Below are 25,059 nucleotides of genomic sequence, written 5' to 3'. Positions count from 1 at the left end.
ATCAAGTTGATAATTCATTGCTTAAAGATGACGCCGTTTTGACATCGTTTTACCCATTGCGTTTAATTCGGTTTCAGATGGGTAGCGTTTACCTGACTCAAATCGAATATAAAGTACAGTCAAAAATGACCGCACTTTGTGCCTTTTATGGATAGTAATAAATGCATAAAGCAAAATCTATATTCTTTTGGGAGCAACTGTGTTCACCCCAAATTTCAACCTAACTTTTATCTAAACGCTCACTTCAACGCCAATACTCTCGCCACATTTTGTGCGGCGGAAATCAGGTTTTGTTCGCCTTGTTTAAGAATATCGGGTAAGTCGCCTAATTGACGAATAATCGGGAAAACCGCGTCAATGCCGTGGTCGAAAACCACGTTATAATCTTCACGCAAACAACCCACGATAGCGATAACCGGTTTGTTGAACCGTTTTGCGGTGCGGGCAACGCCGATGGGGGTTTTCCCCATAATGCTTTGTGCGTCCATTCTGCCTTCACCGGTAATCACATAGTCGGCATCTTTCACATAATCGGCAAGGTGTAAGGTATCCAACACAATTTGCACGCCTGCTTTGAGTTGTACGTTCGGTAAGAGGAGCAATCCGCCGCCCATACCGCCTGCCGCCCCCGCACCAGCCTTGTGTTGAATTTGTTTGCCACAATCACGTTCGGCAATGTTGGCGAAATGTGCCAAGGCGGCATCAAGTTGGTTGACCATTTCCGGCGTTGCACCTTTTTGCGGCCCGAAGACGGCAGACGCCCCCCGTTCCCCACAAAGAGGGTTATTCACATCGCACGCCACTTCAATATGCACCTTGTGCAGGCGGGAATCCAACTGTCGAACATCAATTTGGGCAATATCCGCAAGGAAAGCACCGCCAAAAGGAATCTGATTTCCCTGACTATCCAAACATTGTAAGCCCAAGGCTTGTAACATTCCTACGCCGCCATCATTGGTCGCACTGCCGCCAATGCCGAGAATGATTTTTTCCACACCGAGATCGAGTGCCTGTTTAATCAACTCACCTGTGCCATAACTGGTGGTCAGCAATGGATTGCGTTTTTCAGGTGGCACTAAATGCAGCCCTGAAGCCGCCGCCATTTCAATCATCGCGGTTTTGCCGTCCCCCGATAAACCCAAAAAACTTTTTACTTTATTGCCTAAAGGGGCGGTAACTTCACATTCAATGAGTTTGCCTTGGGTGGCGTCCACCAAAGATTGAACCGTGCCTTCGCCGCCGTCCGCCATCGGTAATTTTACATATTCCGCCTCAGGGAAAACACGTTTAAAGCCTGTTTCAATCGCCGTTGCCACTTCAAGTGCGGTCAAACTTTCTTTAAAAGAATCGGGGGCAATCACAATTTTCATTTTGAACTCCTTGATTAGAATAAGTTAAATACGCCGAAAATGAGGGTGGATACTATCGTCATAATCAAACCGACCGCACTTTCGTAAGGAATAAGTTTTAAACGTTCTTTCATTTCCATATTCACGCTACCGCCTGTGGCGTGGAAAAATGAACCGTGTGGCATATGGTCAAACACGGTCGCCCCTGCGTGAATCATTGCCGCGCCGGCTAAACCGCTCACGCCAAGTTCAAGCAATGTGCTGCTAAATACATTAGAAGCCACCGCTGTGCCTGCCGTGGTGGACGCAGTCGCCAAGGACATCAACGCACCGGAAATCGGGGCAAGAATGTAAGAAGGCAAACCGGAATGTTCCAAACCTTGAATCAACACATCTTTTAAGCCCGAATTGGCAATAATGCCTGCTAATGCTCCCGTACCGAGCAACATAATCGCAACCGGTGCCATTTTGCCTAAACCACTTATCGCATAGGTATTCGCTTGGCGTAATTTCCCCATACAAAGCGCACCGATTAAACCGCCTAACGGCAAGGCGATCAGTGGATCAACTTTAATGTCAAACAACGGGCGAAGGGCAAGTAACAAAATCGCCACTAGTGGCGCAACAAGTGCGGTCGAAAATGTCGGTAAATGTTGGCTTTCTACCGCCACCACTTCTTTATCCGTCACTTTTGAACCTTTATTGATTAAGCGTTTGGCTAAAATATAGGTTAGTATTAATCCGAAAATTGCCGGAATCACGCCTGCCATCATCACCGAAGTAAGCGGCAAATGAAAGGTATCGGCTGCGGCAATCGCATTTGGATTGGGCGACATAATGTTGCCGGCTTTACCACCGCCAATCATTGCCAATAAAATCGCCGGTTTGGATAAATCCGTACGGCGTGCCAAAGCAAGGGCAATCGGCGATACGGTGATCACCGCCACGTCCACAAACACGCCTACCGCCGTTAAAATCATTGTTGCCAAGGCTAAAGCAAGCAATGCACGGGCTTCACCCAGTTTGTTGGTAATAGTTTCCGCAATGGAATTTGCCGCACCGGATTCAATCAACACGCCCGCCAACACACCGGCGGCTAAAATACGCATTACGGCGGTGGTAATCCCCTGCGCACCGCCAATCATTAAACTGACCGTTTGCGATAAATCCGCACCGCCGATCAACCCGCCTATTAATGCCCCCAACAACATTCCGTAAGCGGGCGACACTTTCTTTAAAATCAGGAAGATGGCTACGATTAACGCCACCAATGCGCCCAAAGCCGATACTGTCGTCATTTTTTCTCTCCTCTAAAATAAAAAACAAAGTGATTATTCCGCGACAAAGAAAAAATAGCTTTATTGAAATAAACAAAAAATGCGTTCAAAAATGACCGCACTTTGTTTAAAAATACAAATTAATGTTCAAGTAATGTGCCGAGATATAGATTCAATTCATCTTCTATCTTATTGAAAGATAAGCCGGTTAATTGCTCGATTTTAGAAAGCCGATAACGTAGTGTATTGGGATGAATAAACAATTTTTCGGCAGCGAGATGTAGATCACAATTTGATAAAAAATATTGTTGTAATGTTTTATAGAGTGTGCCGTTTTGTTCCGTAAAAAGTGATGAAATGGGTTTTAACAATTCCCGACCCTGCCAAGAAGCGGATAAACCGCTTAATAACACGGGTAAACGATATTCATCAAAACAATAGATGTTTTTTCGTGGATGATGTTTTAATCCGTAAGCCAAGGTGCTTTGCGCACTTTCAAAAGAAAGGGGGAGTTGTTCTGACAGGGGGATATTTAAAGTCGCGCCCACGGCAATTTTATAATTTTGCTTGATATAATCAGAGGGCAGTAAGGCTTTCACCTGCGACAAAAGTGCGGTCGAAATTTGACAAGATTTTAATACCACCACTTGATCGAGGGATAGAATTGCTACTTCTTGATCAAATTCGGGCTGTTCCAAATAATTAATCAAATGTTGCAAACTCTCAGGGGTTGGCTGTAACAGTTTAATCAAGATCGCCACACGCGATTTATTCAAATCAAAAGAGAAAAATTTCGCCTGCTGTTCCATTTCTTTCCAACTTAAAGTGCCACGTAACAACTGTAAAATAAATTCCTCTTTATAACGCCGATGCCAGCGTTCTTGTTCTAATAATGCGTGCTGTTCTACAATCAATTCCGCCGTCATCTTCACCAATTCCGCATATTGCTTCACCAAGCAAGGTTCGCCTGAAATCCCCACCACACCAAGATTTTTGCCAAGATAGCGAATCGGTAAATTAATCCCCGGCTGTGCCTCAAAATTCCATTTTTTCGCCAGCGTTTCATCCACTTCCACCACCCGATTTTCCCGCAAGGCAAGCACTGCCCCTGTATGCCGCTGCCCTAAACGTTGTACATTGCCGGAGGCAATAATCACCCCATCGTGATCCATTACATTCACAGAATAATGGATAATTTTCATAGCACGTTGAACAATCTTTTGCGCGATAAGGGTATCAAGTTGCATAAAAAGTAACCTAATCATATGAATGTTATATGAGAACATTGGGGGGTGATATTCGTCAATATTTCTTTAAGCAAGGAAACGACCTATAACTTGCCCCCCAACCATAATCCATGCCATTAACATTGAGGTAAAAAAGATACCTAGATACACATATCCTGTTTTTAAATAACACCAATGATTAATTAAAATTAATACTACAAATTGTGGAATAATAACAGACAACATCATCATCCAACGGCCACCAAATTGAGGAAGCCCAACAAGATCAAATCCCGGTCCGAATTGCATAAAATCAGGTATAAAATGAAATAACCATAAAATGACCAATCCACCGACAGCGAAAAAGCTCGTTTTTATCGTCCAATTTATCAAGCTCATTGTAAAATTTTTTGCATGTTTCATACGCATTTGTACATTTATAATCAATCCATTAAATGAATAGAAAAAGCATAGGATTATTAACCAATAAATAGGGAATAAAACAAAGCGCTCTTGCGTAAGCGGTTTAAATATCGGCCATAAAAAACGTAATTCGACTTGCCAACAAAAGTGAGCGAGATAGGCAATACAGTACAAATAACCGACTAATATAACCGCTAAAATCCAATAACGTATAATTAATTGAGATGTCGTTATACGAGATGTGTTAGTTAAAATACCTAATTTCTGCCAAGAAATATGTTTTTTACGAGACCATATAAAGAAGAATATGTAATTAACAACGGCACTCATAGTTAACCATAATATGATCCCGTTTCCCATTTCCAATGGCATAAAAGAAATTATCGATGCAATAGGTTCATTAGCACCGCCCCATTGAGTAAATAGTGGATACAATATTACGGTTGTTATGATATTGCATAGAGCAAAATTAAACCATTTACTTGAAGATAATTCAATTTTTCTTGAAGGCAATTGCGTTACTATAGAGAAATAAGGATGATGTAATAATCCTGCAGCAAGAAAGAGTGAAGAAATGAAAGCAAAAGATAATGCAAACAATCCCGCGAATTCTTTATACCAGTATGTCTGCTGTTCAGGAGCAATCCAATCAGCGTCTCTTTGTCCCTGTTGTAAAGCTTGATTAAACCATAAAATTGCTTCTTTATTGGTATGTGACGAAATCATCACGCCTAAATGCGTTCCATCCACTAAAGCGGCCCGTCTTGCCGAACCATCAGTAAAACTCCCATACGTATGATCCCATTGTAAACGATCATTTCCCGCTAATGAGAACGCCTCCAACCGATTACCATTTTTAACCAAGTCTTTAACAGGGAAAGATTTTTCACGATATCCTCCTATTTCTTCATACAATCCTTGCGTAAGTAAATAATTATGTAGGCTAGGATCTCCACCATTACTACTTTGACCATTTACCGCTTTGTGATCTGGATTCAATTTAGCGACACGAATCGCATTTAAAGCGCCTGTAGAATGACCAAAAATACCTAACCGCTGACTATCTACAAAAGATAAAGATTTTAAATATTGATAACCGTTATTAGCACCGCTCATATTTTTATTTGATGCCGGTAACTTCGTTGAATAGCCATGCCCAAAATGATCAATCGCAAGAACAACGAAACCACGTTTCGCTAGCTCCAGCGCCCCAAAAGTATTTGTTGCTTCTTTATCGCTCTGATAACCATGTAATGCTAACAATCCGGGTTTGGGCGTTTTATCCGTAGCGGAATATGGCCGATACAATTTTGCAACCATCGGTTGTTTTTCTTCTGTCATAAACGTTACGGTAGAAACCTCAAGTCGACCAAAATCTCGTTCGATTAAAGATGCGATGTAAGTGCAGATAAGAGTGAGAACTAAAAACAAACCACCCCAAGCAAAATTCTTTCTCGTCATATTATTAACCTCTTAATCTAATATCGAATAAATTTCTGATACTTTTATTCGGAAAATTCAACAATACAAGTTACTTGGCTTGAATCCAAACCGACAATTCTTAATGGAGCATTAAAGAATTGTTTAATGTTGGCATTTTGTGGCAATTCTGATAAATGCATATCTTCAATCACCGTGGTAAATTTCCCCGTGTAATAACCTAAAATTGCTCGATGACAATTTCTAGGATTTTCTTCTTCCGGTACTTTTGTCGAAGGCGATCCTAACGCTAAAAAATCAATACCAACCCCTTTTAAATTAGGAAAATTTTCAGACAAATATCTGCCCGCACTTGTTGCGATATAAGGACCTTCATTTTGATAACGAATAGGATCTTCCTTACGATATCTTTCAAATCCGGTTCTTAGAAAAGCAAAGGAAACATTTTTTAAAATATCAGCATAAGGTTCTAAGTCCTCCTGCGTAATACCTTCTGCATCACTTTTTGGAATTTCAAGTAAAGCGGCTTTTTTATGGCAGAAATATCCAATCGGTAATTCATTAATACTTAGCCCATCTTTTACAAAGTGGCGTGGGGCATCCATGTGCGTTCCGCAATGATTCGGTAATTCCGTCATAAAACTACTAAACGGCGCATCATCACTAACGACATCTGTACAACGGGTTACTTTCACTGTTGGCTCTCCCGGCCAAACCAAGTCTTTAGGATCGAGAGGATGTGATAGATACATAAACATAATTATTCTCCTTGTTAATTATTCCATAAGTTACTGATAATTAACTCAACGCTATAATTTTTTATTCTGAACTTGAACATATCCCATAATTAACGCCAAGATACCTAATGGGAAAATCAAATCGGTTACAGAACCATCATTGCCCCAAATCAAGTTTGCAATAATGACTAAGCTTCCCCCAATAGCCCATGCAATTGTTGTCGGTACAGACCAAACAATCATCTGTTTTTTTACATCATTAATGCCCATCATTCGATTTACAACCCAGAACAAGCTATCATTAAAATACCCAAAGAATAGCGATCCCATAGTGGCAGCCTGTGCCGCTAGCAACATATTAACATTTGGCATTTGTGCTAAAATTGGAGCGGAGATTGAAGCTGCAGTAATCATTGCTACCGTGCCGGAACCTTGAATAAATCTCACTAAGGTTGCAATGATAAACGGAACTAAGATCGGTGAAATTGGAAGTTTTGCTATCTGTTCAGCCAATACCATACCGGCTCCACTATCTCTTAATACAGCCCCTAACGCACCGCCGGCACCTGTCACAAGAAGAATAATCCCTGCGGTTTTTACTCCTTCTTCCAAATGAAGTGCGGTCGAATTTTTATCTACTTTTGGCAAAAGTGTGTAAACAGAAATTATCACGCTTAAGGCAAGTGCAATCATTGGATGCCCTATAAAAGCAAATAAATGATAGATTTTCATCTCTGCAATAGTAGGATCACTTTTAATCGCCAAATCAAGAATTGCTTTAATAAAGATAAGTAGGATCGGTAGTACGATAGGAAGTAAAGATAGCCCTAAACTTGGAAGATCTTTCTTCTCGTGTTTTTCAATATAATCATCATATTTTTGTTTTAATTCCTCAGTAGAAAATGCCTCTTGATTAAATGTCGGATACTTTTTATCTAACCATTTAGCATAGAGAACGATACCTACTACAGGAAGTACTGCAAATGACATACCAACAAGTAGCATTGCCCCAATATCAACACCAAACAAGCCCGCAACGCCTAATGGTCCCGGTGTTGGGGGAACTGTGTGGTGCGTTACAACTAAACCGCCTGCAAGCGCAACGCCGAGGGTAAGTAATGAACGTTTACCATTTTTTGCAAGTGCTTTTGCAACCGGATATAAAATCACAAAAGCTGAATCTACAAAAATAGGGATACTAACAACATAACCAGTAATGGCTAATGCCCACTCTTCCTTCTTTTTACCAAGGAATTTAATGAAACTAAATGCCATTTTCTCTGCAGCACCCGAAACCTCCAAGACGCTTCCCATCATAACCCCTAAACCGATAACAATACCGATTCCACCGAGCGTACCGCCAAAGCCTTTAGTGATTGCACCTAAAGTATCATTAACACTCATCCCACCAACCAGACCGGCTACAGATGCTGCAATAAGCATTGCAATAAACGCGTGAACACGTGTTCTTAACACTAAAACAATAAGAATAAATACAGCAATAATTAAGCCAATAATTGGCATAGGTAGTCCAAACATAAATGTTCCTTAATTCCACACCGGAATTGTTATTACTTTACATATCAAATTGAATAAATTGCTGAATGACCTCTTTGAAATTACTATCCACCATAAAACCTAAATTTAATGCTTGTGAACAATTTATTTCAGCCGGCCAACTTGCCACGATGTTATTAATCCCTTCATCAAATTCAAACTTCACATTTTGTAAAATTTGCTCACCTTTTACTTCAGCTAAATCTGAAAGCATTTGTTTCACGCTGACTGTAAACCCCGGGAGATTAATGACATGCCAACTACGCAACGGTAAAGATGGCAAGGTTAGTGTATGGATAAAGTTTTCTATAATCGTATTCGGACTGGATAACCAAAGTAATAAATCTTGTGAAACCGGACAAATGGCTTTTTCACCATACAATGGTTCACGAATAATGCTACTTACAAAAGAAGAAGCGGCTTTATTTGGTTTTCCCGGACGAATACAAATTGTAGGGAGACGAACACATAAACCATCAACAAAACCTTTTCTTGTATAGTCGTTGATGAGTAATTCACTCATTGCCTTTTGAGTTCCATAAGTAGATTGTGGGGTAACCGCAGTATTATTTTGAATAACCGTCGGTAACTCTCCGCCAAACACCGCAAGTGAACTGGAAAAAACAAAACGGACTTTAGGATTATTATGGCGACAAACTTCAAGTAAGTTTCTTGTAGCTAAAAAATTAATTTCATATCCAAGATCCGGCTCTTGCTCGGCATGGCTACTCACGATCGCCGCAAGGTGGAAAACGGCATCAGTTTCCGATGTAATAATATTTTCCAAGCCTTGAGGATAACGTAGATCCATTTCAAAACATTTCACACGAGGATCATTATTTGGTGCACTTGGTTTAACAACATCGATTAGTGTCAACTCATCGACCATAATTTGATTTTGATTAAGTAATGTTTTAGCAAGACGTTGGCCTAAAAACCCTTGTCCACCAGTAATAACAATTTTCATAAAAAACGCTCCTTCAATCTTTAAAAAGACAAATTTAGGGTATAAAAAGAGCGATCATTTTTTATGACGTTTTAAAACTACTCAAAAAAACAACCGCACTTCGTCACTTATTTACACTGCTCAAACTATCCTAGAAGTGAGAATTCAGTTTTACTTAGGACATTACTACTTTATGTCGCAGGGTTTAAATTTTCCTGAAATGTAGAAAATACTACGGATAAAGATTTGTTGATATTCCACTTTATCCTCTCCTTCAGATACCATCGCTATTGTAATATATGTATTTAGTTCACCTACTCCCGATAACTTGTTTAATGCTCCTTCAACCAAATCTTTGAGATTGATAAGGGGGGAATAGATTTATAGATATTCTCCTTAAATTTACTTACGTTTTTGTTGTAATAACCACCCCAACACCTCCGGGCTATTAAATACAACATCCCAAGTGTTATGTGCACTATTATTTAAAATTCCATTATCTCCTTCCTTTTCCATGCTAAATTCAGTATATCTAACGTGCTTTGCGCCTAGCTCATTAACAAGAATTTGATAATTGATTCTAGAGCCTTTTACCGGAGAAACCTTATCTTCCTTGCTATGGAAAAACCATATAGGCATATCTTTAATTGGGGTTAAATTATTTTTATTGGCATTGCCATCAACCCATTCTGTTGTATAAGCCTCTCTACCACTAGCCAATAAAGCCCCCGCAAAAAAGTTTGGGCGAGTTAACAAAAGATTCATTGCACCCTCAGCACCACGAGACAAACCAACCAAGTAAATACGATTTCTATCAATAGCCGGATTTTCTTTTACAACATTGTCTATCATTTTTAGTACCAAATTAGCTCGATTTTGAGTTTGCCAATGGATGCCCCCTTTTTGTCCTTTTTCTTGATTATCAAAAGGATCAAATACCGACTCATATTGAGGAGCAAGCACAAATCCTTGCTCATATTGCAATGTTGATATAGCCCCTTTATTTGAAACAATATGTGCAATATTATCCGAACCGACTTGACCTGAACCATGTAAAAAAATCGTAAGAGGATATTTCTTGTCTTTAACCACATCAGGGCGATAAAAACGGTACTTCAAACTATTATTTTCACTCAGTGAGACCTGGTGTTCGGTAAAATCATCAATGAACAACGTTTTAACATGACTTTTTTCTGCATATTGAACTATTTCATTTCTTTCAATCGTTTTTCCATTAGAAAGTTTTATATATCCGCTTTGTTGAATTTGATAAGCTAATTTACTACCGTAATATTGTGGGATCTTTATGCTTTGTACCTTTTCAATTTCAATAATATGACCTGAGTTATCCTTTGCACGAAACTTCATCGGTTGTTGATTATCCAATCTTAAAGAATAGAACGCAGCATTAGGATCCCGCTCATCTAATTCAAGAATTACAAACCTTCCGGACTTTGCTTGCACAGCCCGCTCAGGTAAATCATTGACATAGGCACGAATGATAGAGCGGGGTAATTTTTCTTTTTCCTCCAATTGTGTAAATACTTTGTATGCAGATCGCAAATCACTATTTGCCAGAACATTATCCTCATACTCTAACGCTAAAGCCGTTATCTTTTGACCCAATGGCGTCACCTCTGCAAGCAATGTAGCCCGAATCGTTTTTCCCAATTTGGGAATGTCATCTTGAGCCAAGATCCCGTTTGATAGAAAAAATAGAGAAGTCGCAATAAACATTTTTTTAAACATAGTTCCCCCTTACATAAAGCAACCTGTCGCGAACCTTTTTATCGTTACACAAAGAACCACATTAAACCGATTATTATGAACGCAATCGTTCCGTAGATTGTGGTAAGAATGCTCCAAGTTTTTAATCCATCGGCAACCGAGATACCGAAGAATTTAGTCCACACCCAGAATAAGCTGTCATTCACGTGAGATAATGTCATTGAGCCTGCCCCCATAGCCGCAGTAATCAATGCGATTTGAACGCCACTATATCCCGCCGTGGTAATAACAGGCGATAAAATTGTTGCGGTGGTAATAATCGCCACCGTTGCCGAACCTTGTGCAGCACGCAACAAAGCGGCAAGAACAAATCCCAATGCAAGAATATGCAATCCGGTACCGGACAATACATCAGCCAATGCTTTACCAACCCCGCTCGCATCTAAAACTTTACCAAACATTCCTCCGGCACCTGTAATTAAAATAATGCCGGCAATAGGTGCCAAAGATGAATTAAGAATTTCTTCTAATTTCTCTTTATTCCAGCCACGGCGTAAACCTAATACATAAGATGACACACAAACAGCAAGTAATAAGGCAAATGGTGAACTTCCTACCATACTGAAGATTTCACGAACAATATGTTCTTTTGGTAAGGTAACGGCAGTGATTGTCCCTAGCATGATTAATATCAATGGGAAAGCAATCATACTTAACACCGTGCCAAATTTAGGTAACCCTGAAACATCATGTGCCAATTGTTTTTGATATTCAATTAAATCGGTTGAAGTAGGCACATGAATAAATGTGCGGTTCGTAAAAAATGGGATAAATAACTGACCAAGTAAATAAGCCGGCAATGCTGCACATAAACCAATTCCTAAAACAAAGCCAATATCAGCACTTAAAACTTGCGCCCCGGCAACAACGCCCGGATGTGGTGGTAACATTACATGTACCATGAGCATTGAGAGACCAATAGGTAACGCATAAACGAGCATATTACCGCCTAGTCTTCGCGCCACACTAAAAATAATCGGTAGTAATACGATAAAGCCCACATCTACAAATACAGGAATTCCAAAAATAAATCCTGTTGCCCCTAAAGCAAAAGCAGCACGTTTTTCTCCGAATTTATCCAGTAGCCAAGCTGCCAACACATCCGCCCCATTGGATTTTTCAATAATTTTTCCAAGCATTGCCCCTAACCCAACGATTAAAGCAACGCTTCCTAATGTACCGCCCATTCCACTTACCAATGTTGGAATGACTTTGTTCATTGGAATACCTGCACTCAGTGCAACGGCAATACTCACAAGCCCGAGGGCAATAAAAGGATGAACTTTCCCTTTAATCATAATGGTTAACAATGCTGCAACACTCGCTAAACCAATCAGAATCAGCATTTCATTAGACATAAATACTCCTTAGTCACGGATATAAAAAGAGCGGTCATTTTTTATGACGTTTTAAAACTACTCAAAAAACAACCGCACTTTCTTACCTATTTATATTTCACAAACCAGCCTAAGCCACTTGTGGTTTCGCCCCGTGGTTTATATTCGCAACCGACAAAGCCTTGATAACCAATTTCATCGAGCTTGTTGAAAATATATTCATAGTTAATTTCGCCCTCATCCGGTTCATGCCGATCCGGCACAGAAGCGATTTGTACATGGGCAAATTTGCCGTTTAATTTATCGGTTAAACGGGCTAAATTGCCGTCCACATTTTGAGCATGGAAATAATCCAACTGCACAAATACATTATCGCGTGCCACCCGTTCTACGATATCTAAGGTGTCATATTGGCTTTTGAGCAAATAGTTCGGTTTAACTTCCGGACTTAGTGCTTCAAGTAAAATATTCACACCGTGAGGTTTAAATTTCTCTGCCGCATAGCGAATATTACGAATGAACGTTTCTTGGTATTCGACTTTGTTCATCCCTTCCGGTACGACTGCCGCCATAATATGCACATTCGGGCAACCCAATCCAACGGCATATTCCAAGGCAAGATCAATATGTTGATGGCTTTGGGCTTCACGTCCCGGAATGGCAGAAACGCCCCATTCACCTTGGGTGACATCGCCTGCTGGTGTGTTAAATAACACTACTTGTAGACCATGTTTATTTAATTCTTGTTTGATCGTTTCAACGGAATAATCATAAGGCCAGAGAAATTCAACATATTTAAAACCGGCCCTTGCAGCCGCTTCAAAGCGTTCAATAAATGGCACCTCGTTAAACATCATTGTTAAATTCGCAGCAAATTTTGGCATAGTTACTTTCCTCTGTTTTTTAAATCATTGACTTCATCATCAGTGAGATAACGAACTTTTTGCCCTTGTAATAGGAAGAACAGTTTCGCGGTTTCTTCCAGTTCTTCTGTATTATCGGCGGCATCCAGCAAATCTTTCCCTGTCACAACCACACCGTGATTGGCAAGCAAAAACGCCTTTCCAGATAAAGCTCGGGCTTCAAGTTCCTCTGCAATTTTCGGTGAACCCGGGCGGTAATAAGGAATAACCGGCAAACGTCCAACTCGCATAACATAATAAGGCGTGAAGGCTTTCATGGCATTTTGCGGATCGAGATTTTCTAAGCAAGAAAGCGCGGTTAAGTAACTGGAATGCAAATGCACAATTGCCCCACATTCCGGATTTTTCCGATACATTGCCAAATGAAATACCGATTCTTTTGAGGGTTTATCACCTTCCAACACATTGCCTTCCATATCTAATACGGAAAGACGTGCTTCTTGCAATCGCCCAAGAGAACTTCCGGTAGGGGTAACTAAAATTCGATTTTTATCCAAGCGTACGGAAAGATTTCCAGCACCACCGACAGTATAACCACGTTCATAAAAGGAACGTCCAAGCTGTACCATTAATGTCTTTAGTTCTGCTTCTGTCATAACATCATTCCTTGCGCATCAGTAAAGAAACTTTCTTTGCCAAAATTGCCCGATTTCAAAGCAAGTGCGGTCGATTCGCCTAATACTTTTAACCACGGCACACCCGGGGCAATTTGTTTACCGATTTGGAAGCCGGTAAAACCAAGTTGTTGCACTACAATGCTAGAGGTTTCGCCACCTGCGGTAATAAAGTTTTCAACATGAGCATTGCTTTTTAATAACTGTGCTAATTGTGCAAAAGTTTGCTCAATGGCGTGACTTGCTTGATCGCCTCCAAATTGATGTTGAATTTGTTTCAGTTGATCCGGTGGTACAGTGGCATAAACCATTGGAGCGAGAGGTTCATCAAGATGTGGTAAAACTTGTTCAAACAAGGTTTGTGCATAATTGTTGTCTGCAATGGCTTTCTCGACATCGAGATAAATACCTGTCGCTTTTTCTTTGTAAGCATTCACTTGTTTATTTGTCATCACAGAGCAAGAACCGGAAAGAATCACGCTTCTGCCTTTTTTCGGCGTGAAAGCATCTGTTGCTTTTTTGTCGCCGCTTAATCTTGCCGCCATATATGCGCCTAAACCGGAGCCACCGGTTACCAATTTCAAATCACTGACCGCTTCCGCAAGCACAGCAAGTTGGCGATTATCCACCGCATCCACCACGGCATAACGGAAACCATTTTGCTTCAACTTAACAAAACAAGATTTCACGTATTCTGCCCCTTGCATCACATCGGCATAACTCACTAAACCGGTTTTCCCTCTGGCTTGGGCATCCATTAAACGCATAAGATTCGCCTCTTTCATTGGCGTAATCGGGTGATCGCGCATACCGGATTCGTTGAGCAGTACATCACCGACAAATAAATAGCCGTTAAAAATGGTTCTACCATTCACCGGTAAAGCTGGGGTGATCACAGTGAAATCGTCATTAAGAGCATCTAATAAAGCATCAGTCACCGGCCCTATATTGCCTTTCTCTGTGCTGTCAAAGGTGGAACAATATTTAAAATAGAACTGAGAACAACCGCACTTTTGCAACCATTCAAGCGCATTCAATGATTGCTCAATGGCTTCATTCACCGGATTGGAACGGGATTTTAAGCTAATCACAATGGCATCCACTTTTTCACTCAAAGGGGCATTAGGTACGCCATTCATTTGTACCGTATGCAAACCATTCTCCACTAAGAAACTGGCAATATCGCTTGCACCGGTAAAATCATCTGCTATAACACCTAACATCATTGCACTCCTTTTTTCGGTAATTCGATTCCGCTAAAAATTTTGATCACGGCACTGTCATCTTCTTTGCCATAACCGGCATTGCTTGCCTCGGTAAACATAGAATATGCCGTACTCGCAAGGTGAAGTGGAAAATGCAAGGATTTCGCCGTATCATTCACCAACCCTAGATCTTTCACAAAAATATCCACCATAGAAAGTGGTGAATAATCACCTTCCACCACGTGTTTCATACGATTTTCAAACATCCAAGAATTACCGGCGGCGTTCGTCACCACGTCATACATTAAATCAAGGGGAATGCCTGCTTTGGCGGCAAGTGCCATTGCTTCTGCACCGGCTGCGATATGCACGCCGGCAAGTAACTGGTGAATAATTTTTACCGTTGCGCCCAAACCGATTTCTTCGCCAATGTTATAAACCTTGCCGGCAACCGCATTAAGCACCGGTTGTAATTTTTCAAAGGCTTGTGTCGAACCCGATGCCATCACGGTCATTTGCCCTAATGCCGCCTTCGCTGCGCCACCTGACACCGGCGCATCTAACATCACCAAGCCTAAATTTGTTAATTTTTGTGAAATCTCTTTGGCATCTTGTGCAGAAATGGTGGAAGACACCATCACCGCCGTGCCTTTCTTCAGCTTTTCTGCCAAGCCATTTTCACTAAATAGCACGGCATTGACTTGTGCTGCATTCACCACAAGCAATACTACGGCATCTAATTTATCGGCAAAATCGACCGCACTTTGCCCCACCGCATAGGCTCCGTCTGCTTTTAGTTTTGCCAGCGCTTGTGGGTTAAGATCTACGCCATAAGTGGTCAATCCCGCTTTTATACAAGATTGAGCCGCCCCCATTCCCATTGCACCTAAACCCACAACGGCAACTGAATATGATTCCTTCGACATTACATCCTCCAAACAGTAAGTTCATTAATTGATGAAATGCATTCTGCCATAGAGCAATGTAAAAAAACGTGATAGAGATCACAAAATTTAACATTGATGTTATATTTTGTTATTAAGTGTGAAAAATAGATAGGATAAAGAAAAAAAGATATAATGCGACAATTTTTAGGGAGTGCTTATGATTCCGGCAGAACGACAAAAACTATTACTCAATTTAATTAGCCAAAAAGGCATTGTTAGCATTGCACAATTAGTTGATTCGCTGAATGTTTCACATATGACAATTCGCCGTGATATTCAGAAATTAGAAGAAATGGGAAAAGTGCTTTCTGTTTCCGGTGGCGTAACCATACAAGAACATCTTTCTTTTGAGCCAACCCACCAAGATAAATCCTTACTTTTTCACCCTCAAAAAGAACAAATTGGTGAGACAGCCGTTCAACTTATTCCAACCAATACGACAATCTATCTTGATGCGGGAACAACCACATTGGAAATGGCTTATCGTTTAATTGAACGGGATGATTTATTAGTGATTACGAATGATTTTTCTATCGCGCATTTTTTGATGACAAACGGACAATGCGAGTTAATTCATATCGGTGGCACGGTAAATAAATTGAATCATTCTTCTGTTGGGGAACTTGCCGGGCAATTCTTGCGTCAACTCTCCATTGATATGGCATTTGTTTCCACTTCATCGTGGACGTTAAAAGGCTTAACCACCCCCGATGAAACCAAACTGCCTGTGAAAAAAGCCTTGTTGGATTCAAGCAATCAACGTATTTTGGTTTCCGATTCTTCAAAATACGGCAAAGTTGCCACCTTCCATATTTGCTCCCTCACCCGGTTTGATCACATCATTTGCGATAAAAATTTGGTTGAATCCGCACAAAATGCCATTAAAGAACTGAATATTGATTTCACTGCGGTGTAAAATAGAAATGGCTTATGCTAAAACATAAGCCAAAATCTTGCTTCAAATTGACCGCACTTTAGAAGAATAAAATACTTCCCCAAACAACCACAACAATACAAAGGGCAATAAAAACGGCGGCGGAGCCTTGATCTTTTGCCCTCCCCGAAAGCTCGTGGTGTTCAGTGCCAATGCGATCCACCACCGCCTCAACGGCACTGTTTAACAATTCCACCGCCATCACAAGTAACACGGAAGCAATCATTAACGCAATTTCAATTTTGGTTTCCCCCAACCAAACCGCCAGTGGAATCAAAATACAGGCTAAGAAACATTCGTGGCGGAAAGCGGTTTCATTTTTGAATGCACTTTTTAAGCCTTGAAGGGAATATTTTGTTGAATTGATTAAATGGGTAAGCCCCGTGGTTTTATACATAAAATACCTACTTTTATAAACGTTTTGCTTCAATCACATCATCTAATTTTGCCAATCGTGCCAAAATTTTACTCAGGCTTTCCACGTTATGCAGTTCAATTTCCATATCAATGGTTGCCAGTTGTTTTTTAGTATCGGTACGGCTTGCAACGCCCAACACACTGATTTTTTCATTCGCCAACACAGTCGTGATGTCGCGCAACAAACCGTTACGATCGCTTGCCACAACACGAATATTAATGCGGAAACCACTGGTATAATTTTCGCCCCAAATGGATTCCACCACCCGCTCCGGATGAGCGGCTTGTAAATCTAAAAATTGTTCGCAATCGCTACGATGAATGGAAATCCCCCGCCCCATTGTGATGTAACCCACAATCGCATCACCCGGAATGGGCTGGCAGCAACGTGCCATATGGTGCATTAAATTCCCCACCCCTTCCACAATCACATAACCGTTTTTCGCCGCCGCTTTTTGTTGGGCATTATTGTTGGCACTCTTATTCGCCACGTGGCGTAAAATTTCTTGATCCGCTTCTTCTGCGGTGATTTTAATCAATTTATTTTGCAAGAAATTGACAAGCTGATTCAGGCGAATATCTCCACTTCCGATCCCAGCATAGAGATCTTCCATATTTTTTAGGTTATAACGGGGCAGTGCGTGTTGCTCAACCTGTTTTAAACTCAAATTTAAACGTGCCAGTTCGTTATCCAGCAGTTCTTTACCTGCCGGCACGTTTTTATCGCGATCCTGTTTTTTGAACCACGCCTGAATTTTGGCACGGGATTTTGCCGTGTGGGTAAAACCTAAATTCGGGTTAAGCCAATCACGGCTCGGGTTGGGATTTTTCTGGGTGATGATGTCAATTTGATCGCCCATTTGTAATTGATAAGTGAAAGGAACAATTCGCCCGCCAACTTTCGCCCCAATGCAACGATGTCCAATTTCACTATGAATAGCATAGGCGAAATCAAGGGGGGTCGAGCCGGTGGGTAAATCCACCACTTCGCCTTTTGGCGTGAAGACATACACTCGATCATCAAATACTTGACTACGTAATTCCGCCATCACTTCGCCGGAATCGGTAATATCATCCTGCCACGCTAACAATTTACGCAACCACGCAATTTTTTCTTCATAAGCGGAAAGGCTGCCGGTATTGCCTTCTTTGTATTTCCAATGTGCGGCAACCCCTAATTCGGCATCATCGTGCATTTGTTGGGTGCGGATTTGTACTTCAATCGGCTTGCCGCCTTTCCCTAATACCACCGTGTGAATCGATTGATACCCATTCGGTTTTGGATTGGCAACATAATCGTCAAATTCTTTTGGTAGATGTTTAAAATGGGTATGCACAATCCCCAGTGCGGTATAACAATCCTGCAATTTTTGTACAATAATTCTGACCGCTCTTACATCGTACAAACCACTAAATTCCAAATGCTTTTTCTGCATTTTACGCCAAATGCTGTAAATGTGTTTTGGACGACCATACACTTCAACCTGTTCAATATTTTCACGCAAATAACCGCTCAATTCTGCCACAAAATCGGCGATGTATTGTTCACGATCAAGACGGCGTTCTTGTAAAAGTTTGGCGATGGCACGGTATTGTTCAGGGTGCAAATAGCGGAAACAGTAATCTTCCAGCTCCCATTTGAGCTGACCAATTCCTAAACGGTTGGCAAGGGGGGCATAAATGTTGGAACATTCTTTGGCAGCAAGCACTTTTTCTTCTTCAGAACAGCGATTTTCCGCATCTCGTAGAAAGGTAATACGTTCGGCTAGTTTAATAATGACACAGCGGAAATCATCCACCATTGCAAGCAACATACGGCGGACATTATCCACTTGCAGGGCATTGGCAGAATGGCTGGCGTTGAGCTGACGAATATTGTCCATTTCTTCCACGCCTTTCAGCAATTTGGTAATTTTGCCACCAAATTCTTCTTTTAACGCTTCCCAATCTACCAAATGATTCGCCACAATAGGGAACAGCATTGCCGTAATCAGGCTTTCCGCATCCATATTCAAGTCGTGGAGAATTTCCACCATTTCCACACCGGATTGCAGGGTTAAGGTGGCGTTTTTCATCACTTCGGGATGGGCTTCAATCTGTTTACGGGCATAATACCAAGCATTAATCAGACTTTTCTCCGTCTGTTCCGCCAGTTTTAATCCCTCGCACCATTGTTCAATCACAAAATCTTGCGGATTTAACAAATGAGAACCACGAACAGCAACCATAATACCTCCCGGTTAATGAAAATAAGAGCGACATCCGGTCGCTCTTTAGACCCGCTATTGTAACAGAATAGCCGATTTATTTTGCAGAAAATAAGGTGATCGATTCTAAATGCCCTGTATGAGGAAACATATCAATCGCGGCAGTCTTTTCAATGCGGTAACCAAAGTCCCGTAAAATTTCCGCATCACGCGCTAAGGTTGCCGGATTACAGGAAATATACAAAATCTTTTCCGCTTTTAATGCGCACAAGGCGTTCAGCGCGAAAGCCGCTCCACTGCGTGGTGGGTCGAGTAAGATTTTGTTGAAAGACTGTTTCGCCCAAACTTGATCGACAAAAGATTGGTCAAGATTTGCTTGGAAAAATTCAATATTATTGAGGCAATTTCCTTCGGCATTTTGCTTGGCTTTTTGCACCATTTCAAAAACACCTTCAATGCCGACCGCACTTTTTACCCGTTTGGCGAGCGGTAAGGTAAAATTCCCCATTCCACAGAAAAGATCTAATATGTGATCCGTTGGTTGCAAATCCAGCCAATCTAATGCGGTTTCCACCATTTTTTCGTTAAGCCGGCGATTAACCTGAATAAAATCCCGAATATCAAAATGTAGCCTTATGCCATTCTTGAATTGATAATAAGGCGTTTGTGCAGAACATTGTTCAATTTCCTCATCACTTTGCAAAAAGAGCATTATCTCTTCCTGTTCGGCAAAATTGAGCAACAAAGTGCGGTCGGTTTCGCTCAAATTTCCTTTATAACGTAACAACATCGCCACGCCATTATCAGCCATAACCAATTCAATATGCCCCAGTTGTTTTGGGGTGGAATAATCACGCAAAAGTGTGGTCAATTTTGGCAACAAATGATTGATGACGGGTTCTGCCACGTCACAAGATTGAATGGCAATAAGCTCGTTAGAATTTTTCCGCCGAAAGCCCATTTCAAGCTCTTTGGTTTTCAGATTAAACCCTAAGCTCAATCGCACTCGGCGGCGATAGCCCCAAGGTTCACCACAAATCATCGGCTGAAAATCAATCGCTTCGGTTTGAAGTTTGCTTAGCCGTTTAAACAAGGCGGTTTGCTTGGCTTCCCGTTGCATTTCAATTGGGATGTGCTGTGCCTGACAACCGCCACACTGAGCATAATAAATACAATGCGGTTCAACACGTTGTTCGCTTCGGTTTAACCATTTTTTAGCAATCGCCCTGCCATATCGGCTTTTGTCTTCAATGACGGAACATTCCACCGTTTCTTGTGGCAAGGCGTTTTCGATAAACCAAGTTTTGCCCTTTATTTTCGCCACACCCAGCCCTTGATAATCCAATGCTTGAATGTCGGCTATTATTTTTTGTGGGGCTTTTGTTTTTTTCTGTTGAGTGTAAAGAAGTGCCATTATTTAAGAAATAAGATATTTTGAGTAAATAATTCCCGACTTTTCAGCGGTTTATCGCCAAGATAGGGTTTTAATGCAATACGGGTAAAACGCTTTGCCGCCTGACGGACGGCTTCATCGGAAAAATCGAGGGCTTCAAAGGCGATCAGATCACGCCCATAAAAGGTGAAGTTATCTTTCACCAATGAGGCGATAAAGCCTTTTTCTTCGCGATAACGATAAGTCATTGCCGCATCCACCGGTTCGCCTGAGCCGGCACAATGTAAAAAATCCACCCCATAGCCCAATATTTGCAGCAAATTAAATTCAAACAAACGCAAGCTAGGTTCTACATTGGGTTCGGTCGCCAGTCCGGTTAAACATTTTAAATAATGTTGAAATAATTGCGGGTTTGTGGTTTCCGGTTCAATCACCCTTGTAATCAATTCATTCACATAAAAACCGCTGTAAAGGGCAATTTGTTGCAAAGGCAAGGTGATGGCGGCAGGTTCGGCTTTCGTGAGGGTTTTTAGGCTGCTTTTACCGCTCCAACGCAATAAGAGGGGAGTGAAAGGTTGCAATACCGATTTCCACGCCGAGCGTTTAGCACGCGCCCCCTTGGCAATCACAGTCAAACGACCGCTTTCTTCAGTGAACAAATCCACTAATAGACTGGTTTCGCTGTAAGGACGGCGATGTAACACAAAGCCACGTTGCAGTTCGGTTTGCACGGATTATTTTTCCAATAACTCGGACTCTTTCAGCACGCACTGTTCCGCTAAAATCACGCCCACACTGGTTTTTAAGGTGCTGAGATCCTCACGTTCCTGCCACGTCCAACGGATATTGCCATAGTTATTCCCCCGTTCGGAAATCACCATAGTTAGTCGTTCCGTCACTTCATTAAAAGTAACGGTAACACGTTTGAGGGTTTTCTTATTTTTCTTTTGTGTACTATGTACCACGCTAACTTTTTTATCGTCTTTGCAGAGATACAACTTCGCCGCCCCTTTTTGCGAGGCTTTATCCACTTTTTCTACCGTCATTTTTTGCGGTTGTGGCTTTTCTAATAAGGCATTTTGCGAACAACCGCCTATCAAAAGTGCGGTTGAAATAAGCAATGTTTTTTTTAGCATAGTTTTAAATGATAAAAAGGGCGAAAAATCGCCCTTAAATTATTTTCTGAATTGATACGAACCATCAGCCTGACGGACAAATTTTGCACCGTTTGACAGACGGAGTTCGCTTACACGTCCTTGTGCATTCACAGAAACCTGAACTTTATCACCCGGTTTGAAATTGCTCAAGGTATTTCCTGCACCATTTGCTTTTGTCATTGCATTTACATCCGAAATATTTAACTGATTATCACGGAACACCTGCATTAAAGACACACCTTGCGGCACAGTTAAAGTTTTACTTGTCCCTGCTGATGAAGTAGAAGAGGTTACCGCTTTGCTACTTCCTGCCGGTTTGGCTTCCACAATTTGAACTTTACGTTCATTTTTCGCGACCGCTTTTGCTTCTTGGGCAGATACTTTTGGTGCAGCTTCCGCTTTGGTTGTTTTCGCAACAGGGGCTGTTTTTTGCACCACTTTTTGCACTTTGTGTTCTTGGCTTACGGTTTTCACTTTATCCTGACGGCGTTCAACCACAGGTGGCGCAGGTTTTACCGTTTCTTGTGTAACTGCAGCCTTTCTCACGGATTCTTGACGAACCGGCGCAGGTGCAACCGGCATTGGTTGCGGGGCAGCTTCTTGTTGTACGGTTTGAACCGGTGCGGCAGGCATTTCAGGGGCTTTCGCCTCATCTTTTTGCCCGTCACCTAAATATTCCATTTTAGCCGGCTCGGAGGATACAGATTCCGTTTGAACAGGTTGCTCGGCAACCGGTGGGCTATCCTGTTGTGCCGCAATATTATCCAACACGGTGGTTTCAACCGGTTGTGATTGATCTAACGATTGGAATTGCACCGGAATTTCATTGCTGTTTTGCAACTCAAAGGATTCCACTGTATCGGAGTTTGGTTTTAACGCAAAGAAAATAATTAATAACAACACCAATGCCAAAATGGCAATAAATAAGCGGCGATGTTTTTCCGGTAAAATTTGGAGAATTTTCCATTTTTCAGGTCGTTTTAATGACGCAGTCGCTGCCGTTGCGCCTGCCGCCAAGGTTTCTTTTGCCTGTTCAGTCACGGAAGAGGCAGTTTCTGCCACTTGTTCTACGTTTTCTTCTACTTTGTTTTCCACGCTTTCGGCAGTGGAAACAACGGCTTCTTCCACTTCTTGTGCAATGTTTTCTACCGTTGATTTTGGTTCGCTAATAAAAGTCGGTTGCTGGGTTGGTTGAAGTGGTTCTTGTGCCACCGTATTTTCGCCAAAAGTCGGCTCTTTACGTACGTGGAATTGGGTTTCGGGTTGCGTTTTACGGCCGAATAAACCGGTCAAGCCTTTTGCTTTATCCAAGAAAGATTCGCTGTGCTGAACCACTTTTCGAGGAATGACCGAATCCGTTTGGTTAAGACCAAGATCCAGCTCATTTTGAGATTTATTTTCGTTTGATTGATTGTTATTCATAGAATTCACAGAATTACCTCAGTTAATAATAATTGGCAGTTTTTGTTCTTATCGCCAAGCACAAAAGTGCGGTGAAAAAATCGCGCGTATTTTATCGGATCTTATTCGGCGTATAAAGTCTTATTTGGTTCACCGGCGATTTCCCGTGCCAGTTTTGGCACTAAATAACCGGAGGTGATCGATTGCAGTTCTTTATACAAAATCAATGCCTGTTTATCATCAATAAAGAAATGGCTCGCGCCCTGCACTTTATCAAACAAATGCAGGTAATAAGGCAAAATGCCAATTTGAAATAATTTATCGCTCAAGGTTTTCAGCACCCTTGCATTATTATTCACGCCTTTCAACAGGACAGATTGATTAAGTAGCGTCACATTTGCGGTTTTAAGTTTTTGCATTGCCTGTGCAAAGTTTTCATCTATTTCATTCGGATGATTAATGTGGCTCACCAACACCGTATTGAAACGACTTTCTGCCAATAGCCTGCAAAATTTATCGGTAATGCGTTGAGGGATCACCACCGGTAAACGGGTGTGAATGCGTAAACGTTGCAAGTGCGGTAGATTTTCAAGGCGTTTTATCAGCCATTCCAATTCCTCATCTTTCGCCATTAAGGGATCGCCGCCGGAAAAAATCACTTCTTCGATTTCAGGATGTGCGGCAATATAATCCAACGCCAGCTGCCAACTTTTTTTGTTCCCCGGATTTTCATCGTAAGGGAAATGGCGGCGGAAACAGTAGCGACAATTCACCGCACAGCCACCTTTCAGCATAAAAAGCAGACGGTTTTGATATTTATGCAAAATATTGGGAACGGTATTGGCATTTTGTTCCTGCAAAGGATCGGTGGTAAACCCTTCCGTTTGCACAAATTCCTGTTCAGAACACATCACTTGCAAAAAAAGCGGATCATTGGGATTACCTTTTTCCATTTTCGCCACAAAAGGCTGCGGCACACGAAGGGCAAACAGTTTGCGGGCATTTAATGCCTGTTTAAAATCTTGTTCCGGTAAATTTAAGGTTTTTAGCAACAATTTCGGATCAGAAATCGCATTTTTCAGAATATCAAGCCAATTTTGTTCTTCTCTAACGGCGGGATCTTGGGTTAAAATACGCACTTTTCAAACCATCTCTATTTTTTAGGATATTTTAAATATGGCTACATATACTACCAGTGATTTCAAACCGGGTCTAAAATTTATGCAAGACGGTGAACCTTGCGTCATCGTTGAAAACGAATTTGTTAAACCGGGGAAAGGTCAAGCATTCACCCGCACCCGTATTCGTAAATTAATTTCAGGCAAAGTATTAGATGTAAACTTCAAATCCGGTACTTCCGTTGAAGCGGCGGATGTAATGGATCTTAACTTAACCTATTCATACAAAGACGATGCGTTCTGGTACTTTATGCACCCTGAAACCTTCGAGCAATATTCGGCAGATGCCAAAGCCGTGGGTGATGCAGAAAAATGGTTATTAGACCAAGCAGATTGTATCGTCACCTTATGGAATGGCGCACCAATCACCGTCACACCACCAAACTTTGTAGAATTAGAAATCGTGGATACCGATCCGGGCTTAAAAGGGGATACGGCAGGTACCGGCGGAAAACCGGCAACTTTAAGTACCGGTGCCGTGGTGAAAGTACCACTCTTCGTTCAAATTGGTGAAGTGATCCGTGTTGATACCCGCTCCGGTGAATATGTGGCTCGTGTAAAATAATTTCGTTAAGGAACAAAGCGACAAAGTGCGGTCAAAAA

The 25,059-nt window shown here is 41.5% G+C and carries 22 protein-coding genes; 2 read left to right on the top strand and 20 right to left on the bottom strand.

The genetic code is table 11. The annotated features are described in order from the left end of the window. Positions 1 to 239 precede the first annotated feature (239 nt). From BKL49_RS01750 to ltnD, 13 genes are all read right to left on the bottom strand, one after another. Positions 240 to 1,370, bottom strand: a complete 1,131-nt coding sequence (locus BKL49_RS01750; protein WP_077422919.1) for a glycerate kinase — start codon at positions 1,368 to 1,370, stop codon at positions 240 to 242. A gap of 14 nt (positions 1,371 to 1,384) precedes the next feature. After that, positions 1,385 to 2,647, bottom strand: a complete 1,263-nt coding sequence (locus BKL49_RS01745; RefSeq protein WP_077422918.1) for a GntP family permease — start codon at positions 2,645 to 2,647, stop codon at positions 1,385 to 1,387. Positions 2,648 to 2,766: 119 nt separating this feature from the next. Then, complete coding sequence (locus BKL49_RS01740) at positions 2,767 to 3,873, bottom strand: PucR family transcriptional regulator (RefSeq protein ID WP_077422917.1); 1,107 nt, start codon at positions 3,871 to 3,873, stop codon at positions 2,767 to 2,769. 66 nt (positions 3,874 to 3,939) lie between these two features. Then, entirely contained in the window at positions 3,940 to 5,736 is a 1,797-nt protein-coding gene (locus tag BKL49_RS01735; protein WP_077422916.1) for an alpha/beta hydrolase, read from the bottom strand. Positions 5,737 to 5,780: 44 nt separating this feature from the next. Then, positions 5,781 to 6,473: a cyclase family protein gene (locus BKL49_RS01730; RefSeq protein ID WP_077422915.1), complete on the bottom strand. Its 693-nt coding sequence runs from the start codon at positions 6,471 to 6,473 to the stop codon at positions 5,781 to 5,783. A 51-nt stretch (positions 6,474 to 6,524) separates the two neighbouring features. Further along, on the bottom strand, positions 6,525 to 7,991 hold the full coding sequence (locus BKL49_RS01725; protein ID WP_077422914.1) for a GntT/GntP/DsdX family permease: 1,467 nt from the start codon (positions 7,989 to 7,991) through the stop codon (positions 6,525 to 6,527). 37 nt (positions 7,992 to 8,028) lie between these two features. Further along, positions 8,029 to 8,976, bottom strand: a complete 948-nt coding sequence (denD, locus tag BKL49_RS01720) for a D-erythronate dehydrogenase (RefSeq protein ID WP_077422913.1) — start codon at positions 8,974 to 8,976, stop codon at positions 8,029 to 8,031. 381 nt (positions 8,977 to 9,357) lie between these two features. Beyond that, positions 9,358 to 10,704 carry an alpha/beta hydrolase-fold protein gene (locus BKL49_RS01715; RefSeq protein ID WP_077422912.1) on the bottom strand — a complete coding sequence of 449 codons (1,347 nt, stop codon included), beginning with the start codon at positions 10,702 to 10,704 and terminating at the stop codon, positions 9,358 to 9,360. A gap of 44 nt (positions 10,705 to 10,748) precedes the next feature. After that, the gene (locus BKL49_RS01710; RefSeq protein ID WP_077422911.1) at positions 10,749 to 12,101 is read right to left on the bottom strand and encodes a GntT/GntP/DsdX family permease; all 1,353 of its coding nucleotides are present in this window, start codon (positions 12,099 to 12,101) and stop codon (positions 10,749 to 10,751) included. A gap of 86 nt (positions 12,102 to 12,187) precedes the next feature. Further along, a complete protein-coding gene (otnI, locus tag BKL49_RS01705) occupies positions 12,188 to 12,964 on the bottom strand; it encodes a 2-oxo-tetronate isomerase (RefSeq protein WP_077422910.1) in 777 nt (258 codons plus the stop codon). 2 nt (positions 12,965 to 12,966) lie between these two features. Further along, the gene (gene otnC, locus BKL49_RS01700) at positions 12,967 to 13,599 is read right to left on the bottom strand and encodes a 3-oxo-tetronate 4-phosphate decarboxylase (RefSeq protein WP_077422909.1); all 633 of its coding nucleotides are present in this window, start codon (positions 13,597 to 13,599) and stop codon (positions 12,967 to 12,969) included. Then, complete coding sequence (gene otnK, locus BKL49_RS01695) at positions 13,596 to 14,840, bottom strand: 3-oxo-tetronate kinase (protein ID WP_077422908.1); 1,245 nt, start codon at positions 14,838 to 14,840, stop codon at positions 13,596 to 13,598. Before otnK ends, otnC begins: the two co-directional genes overlap by 4 nt. Next, entirely contained in the window at positions 14,840 to 15,748 is a 909-nt protein-coding gene (gene ltnD, locus BKL49_RS01690; protein WP_077422907.1) for an L-threonate dehydrogenase, read from the bottom strand. The genes otnK and ltnD overlap by 1 nt, the downstream gene beginning before the upstream one ends. A 178-nt stretch (positions 15,749 to 15,926) precedes the next feature. On the opposite strand from ltnD, the gene BKL49_RS01685 reads away from it, so the two are divergent. Next, positions 15,927 to 16,685 (top strand): DeoR/GlpR family DNA-binding transcription regulator, encoded by a 759-nt coding sequence (locus BKL49_RS01685; RefSeq protein ID WP_077422906.1) that lies wholly within the window; start codon positions 15,927 to 15,929, stop codon positions 16,683 to 16,685. Between the two features lie 58 nt (positions 16,686 to 16,743). Here the strand turns inward: BKL49_RS01685 and BKL49_RS01680 are convergent, their stop codons facing one another. The 7 genes from BKL49_RS01680 to epmB form a co-directional block, all read right to left on the bottom strand. Next, a complete protein-coding gene (locus BKL49_RS01680; RefSeq protein ID WP_077422905.1) occupies positions 16,744 to 17,100 on the bottom strand; it encodes a diacylglycerol kinase in 357 nt (118 codons plus the stop codon). Between the two features lie 13 nt (positions 17,101 to 17,113). Next, positions 17,114 to 19,348: a GTP diphosphokinase gene (gene relA / locus BKL49_RS01675; RefSeq protein WP_077422904.1), complete on the bottom strand. Its 2,235-nt coding sequence runs from the start codon at positions 19,346 to 19,348 to the stop codon at positions 17,114 to 17,116. A 76-nt stretch (positions 19,349 to 19,424) separates the two neighbouring features. Then, positions 19,425 to 20,741 (bottom strand): 23S rRNA (uracil(1939)-C(5))-methyltransferase RlmD, encoded by a 1,317-nt coding sequence (rlmD, locus tag BKL49_RS01670; RefSeq protein WP_077422903.1) that lies wholly within the window; start codon positions 20,739 to 20,741, stop codon positions 19,425 to 19,427. Continuing rightward, positions 20,741 to 21,451 carry a DNA repair protein RecO gene (recO, locus tag BKL49_RS01665; RefSeq protein WP_077422902.1) on the bottom strand — a complete coding sequence of 237 codons (711 nt, stop codon included), beginning with the start codon at positions 21,449 to 21,451 and terminating at the stop codon, positions 20,741 to 20,743. Before recO ends, rlmD begins: the two co-directional genes overlap by 1 nt. Positions 21,452 to 21,454: 3 nt before the next feature. Then, positions 21,455 to 21,856, bottom strand: a complete 402-nt coding sequence (locus tag BKL49_RS01660; RefSeq protein WP_077422901.1) for an MliC family protein — start codon at positions 21,854 to 21,856, stop codon at positions 21,455 to 21,457. A gap of 39 nt (positions 21,857 to 21,895) precedes the next feature. Next, positions 21,896 to 23,299, bottom strand: a complete 1,404-nt coding sequence (gene oapA, locus BKL49_RS01655; RefSeq protein WP_077422920.1) for an opacity-associated protein OapA — start codon at positions 23,297 to 23,299, stop codon at positions 21,896 to 21,898. A gap of 101 nt (positions 23,300 to 23,400) precedes the next feature. Continuing rightward, positions 23,401 to 24,417, bottom strand: coding sequence for an EF-P beta-lysylation protein EpmB (epmB, locus tag BKL49_RS01650; RefSeq protein ID WP_077422900.1), 1,017 nt, complete (start codon positions 24,415 to 24,417; stop codon positions 23,401 to 23,403). A gap of 37 nt (positions 24,418 to 24,454) precedes the next feature. Between epmB and efp the strand changes: the two genes are divergently transcribed. Beyond that, entirely contained in the window at positions 24,455 to 25,021 is a 567-nt protein-coding gene (gene efp, locus BKL49_RS01645; RefSeq protein WP_077422899.1) for an elongation factor P, read from the top strand. The last annotated feature ends 38 nt before the right edge of the window (positions 25,022 to 25,059 follow it).

It is taken from the genome of Rodentibacter myodis (assembly GCF_001999305.1).
GTDB lineage: Bacteria > Pseudomonadota > Gammaproteobacteria > Enterobacterales > Pasteurellaceae > Rodentibacter > Rodentibacter myodis.
This window is presented reverse-complemented; position numbering and strand designations above follow the sequence as displayed.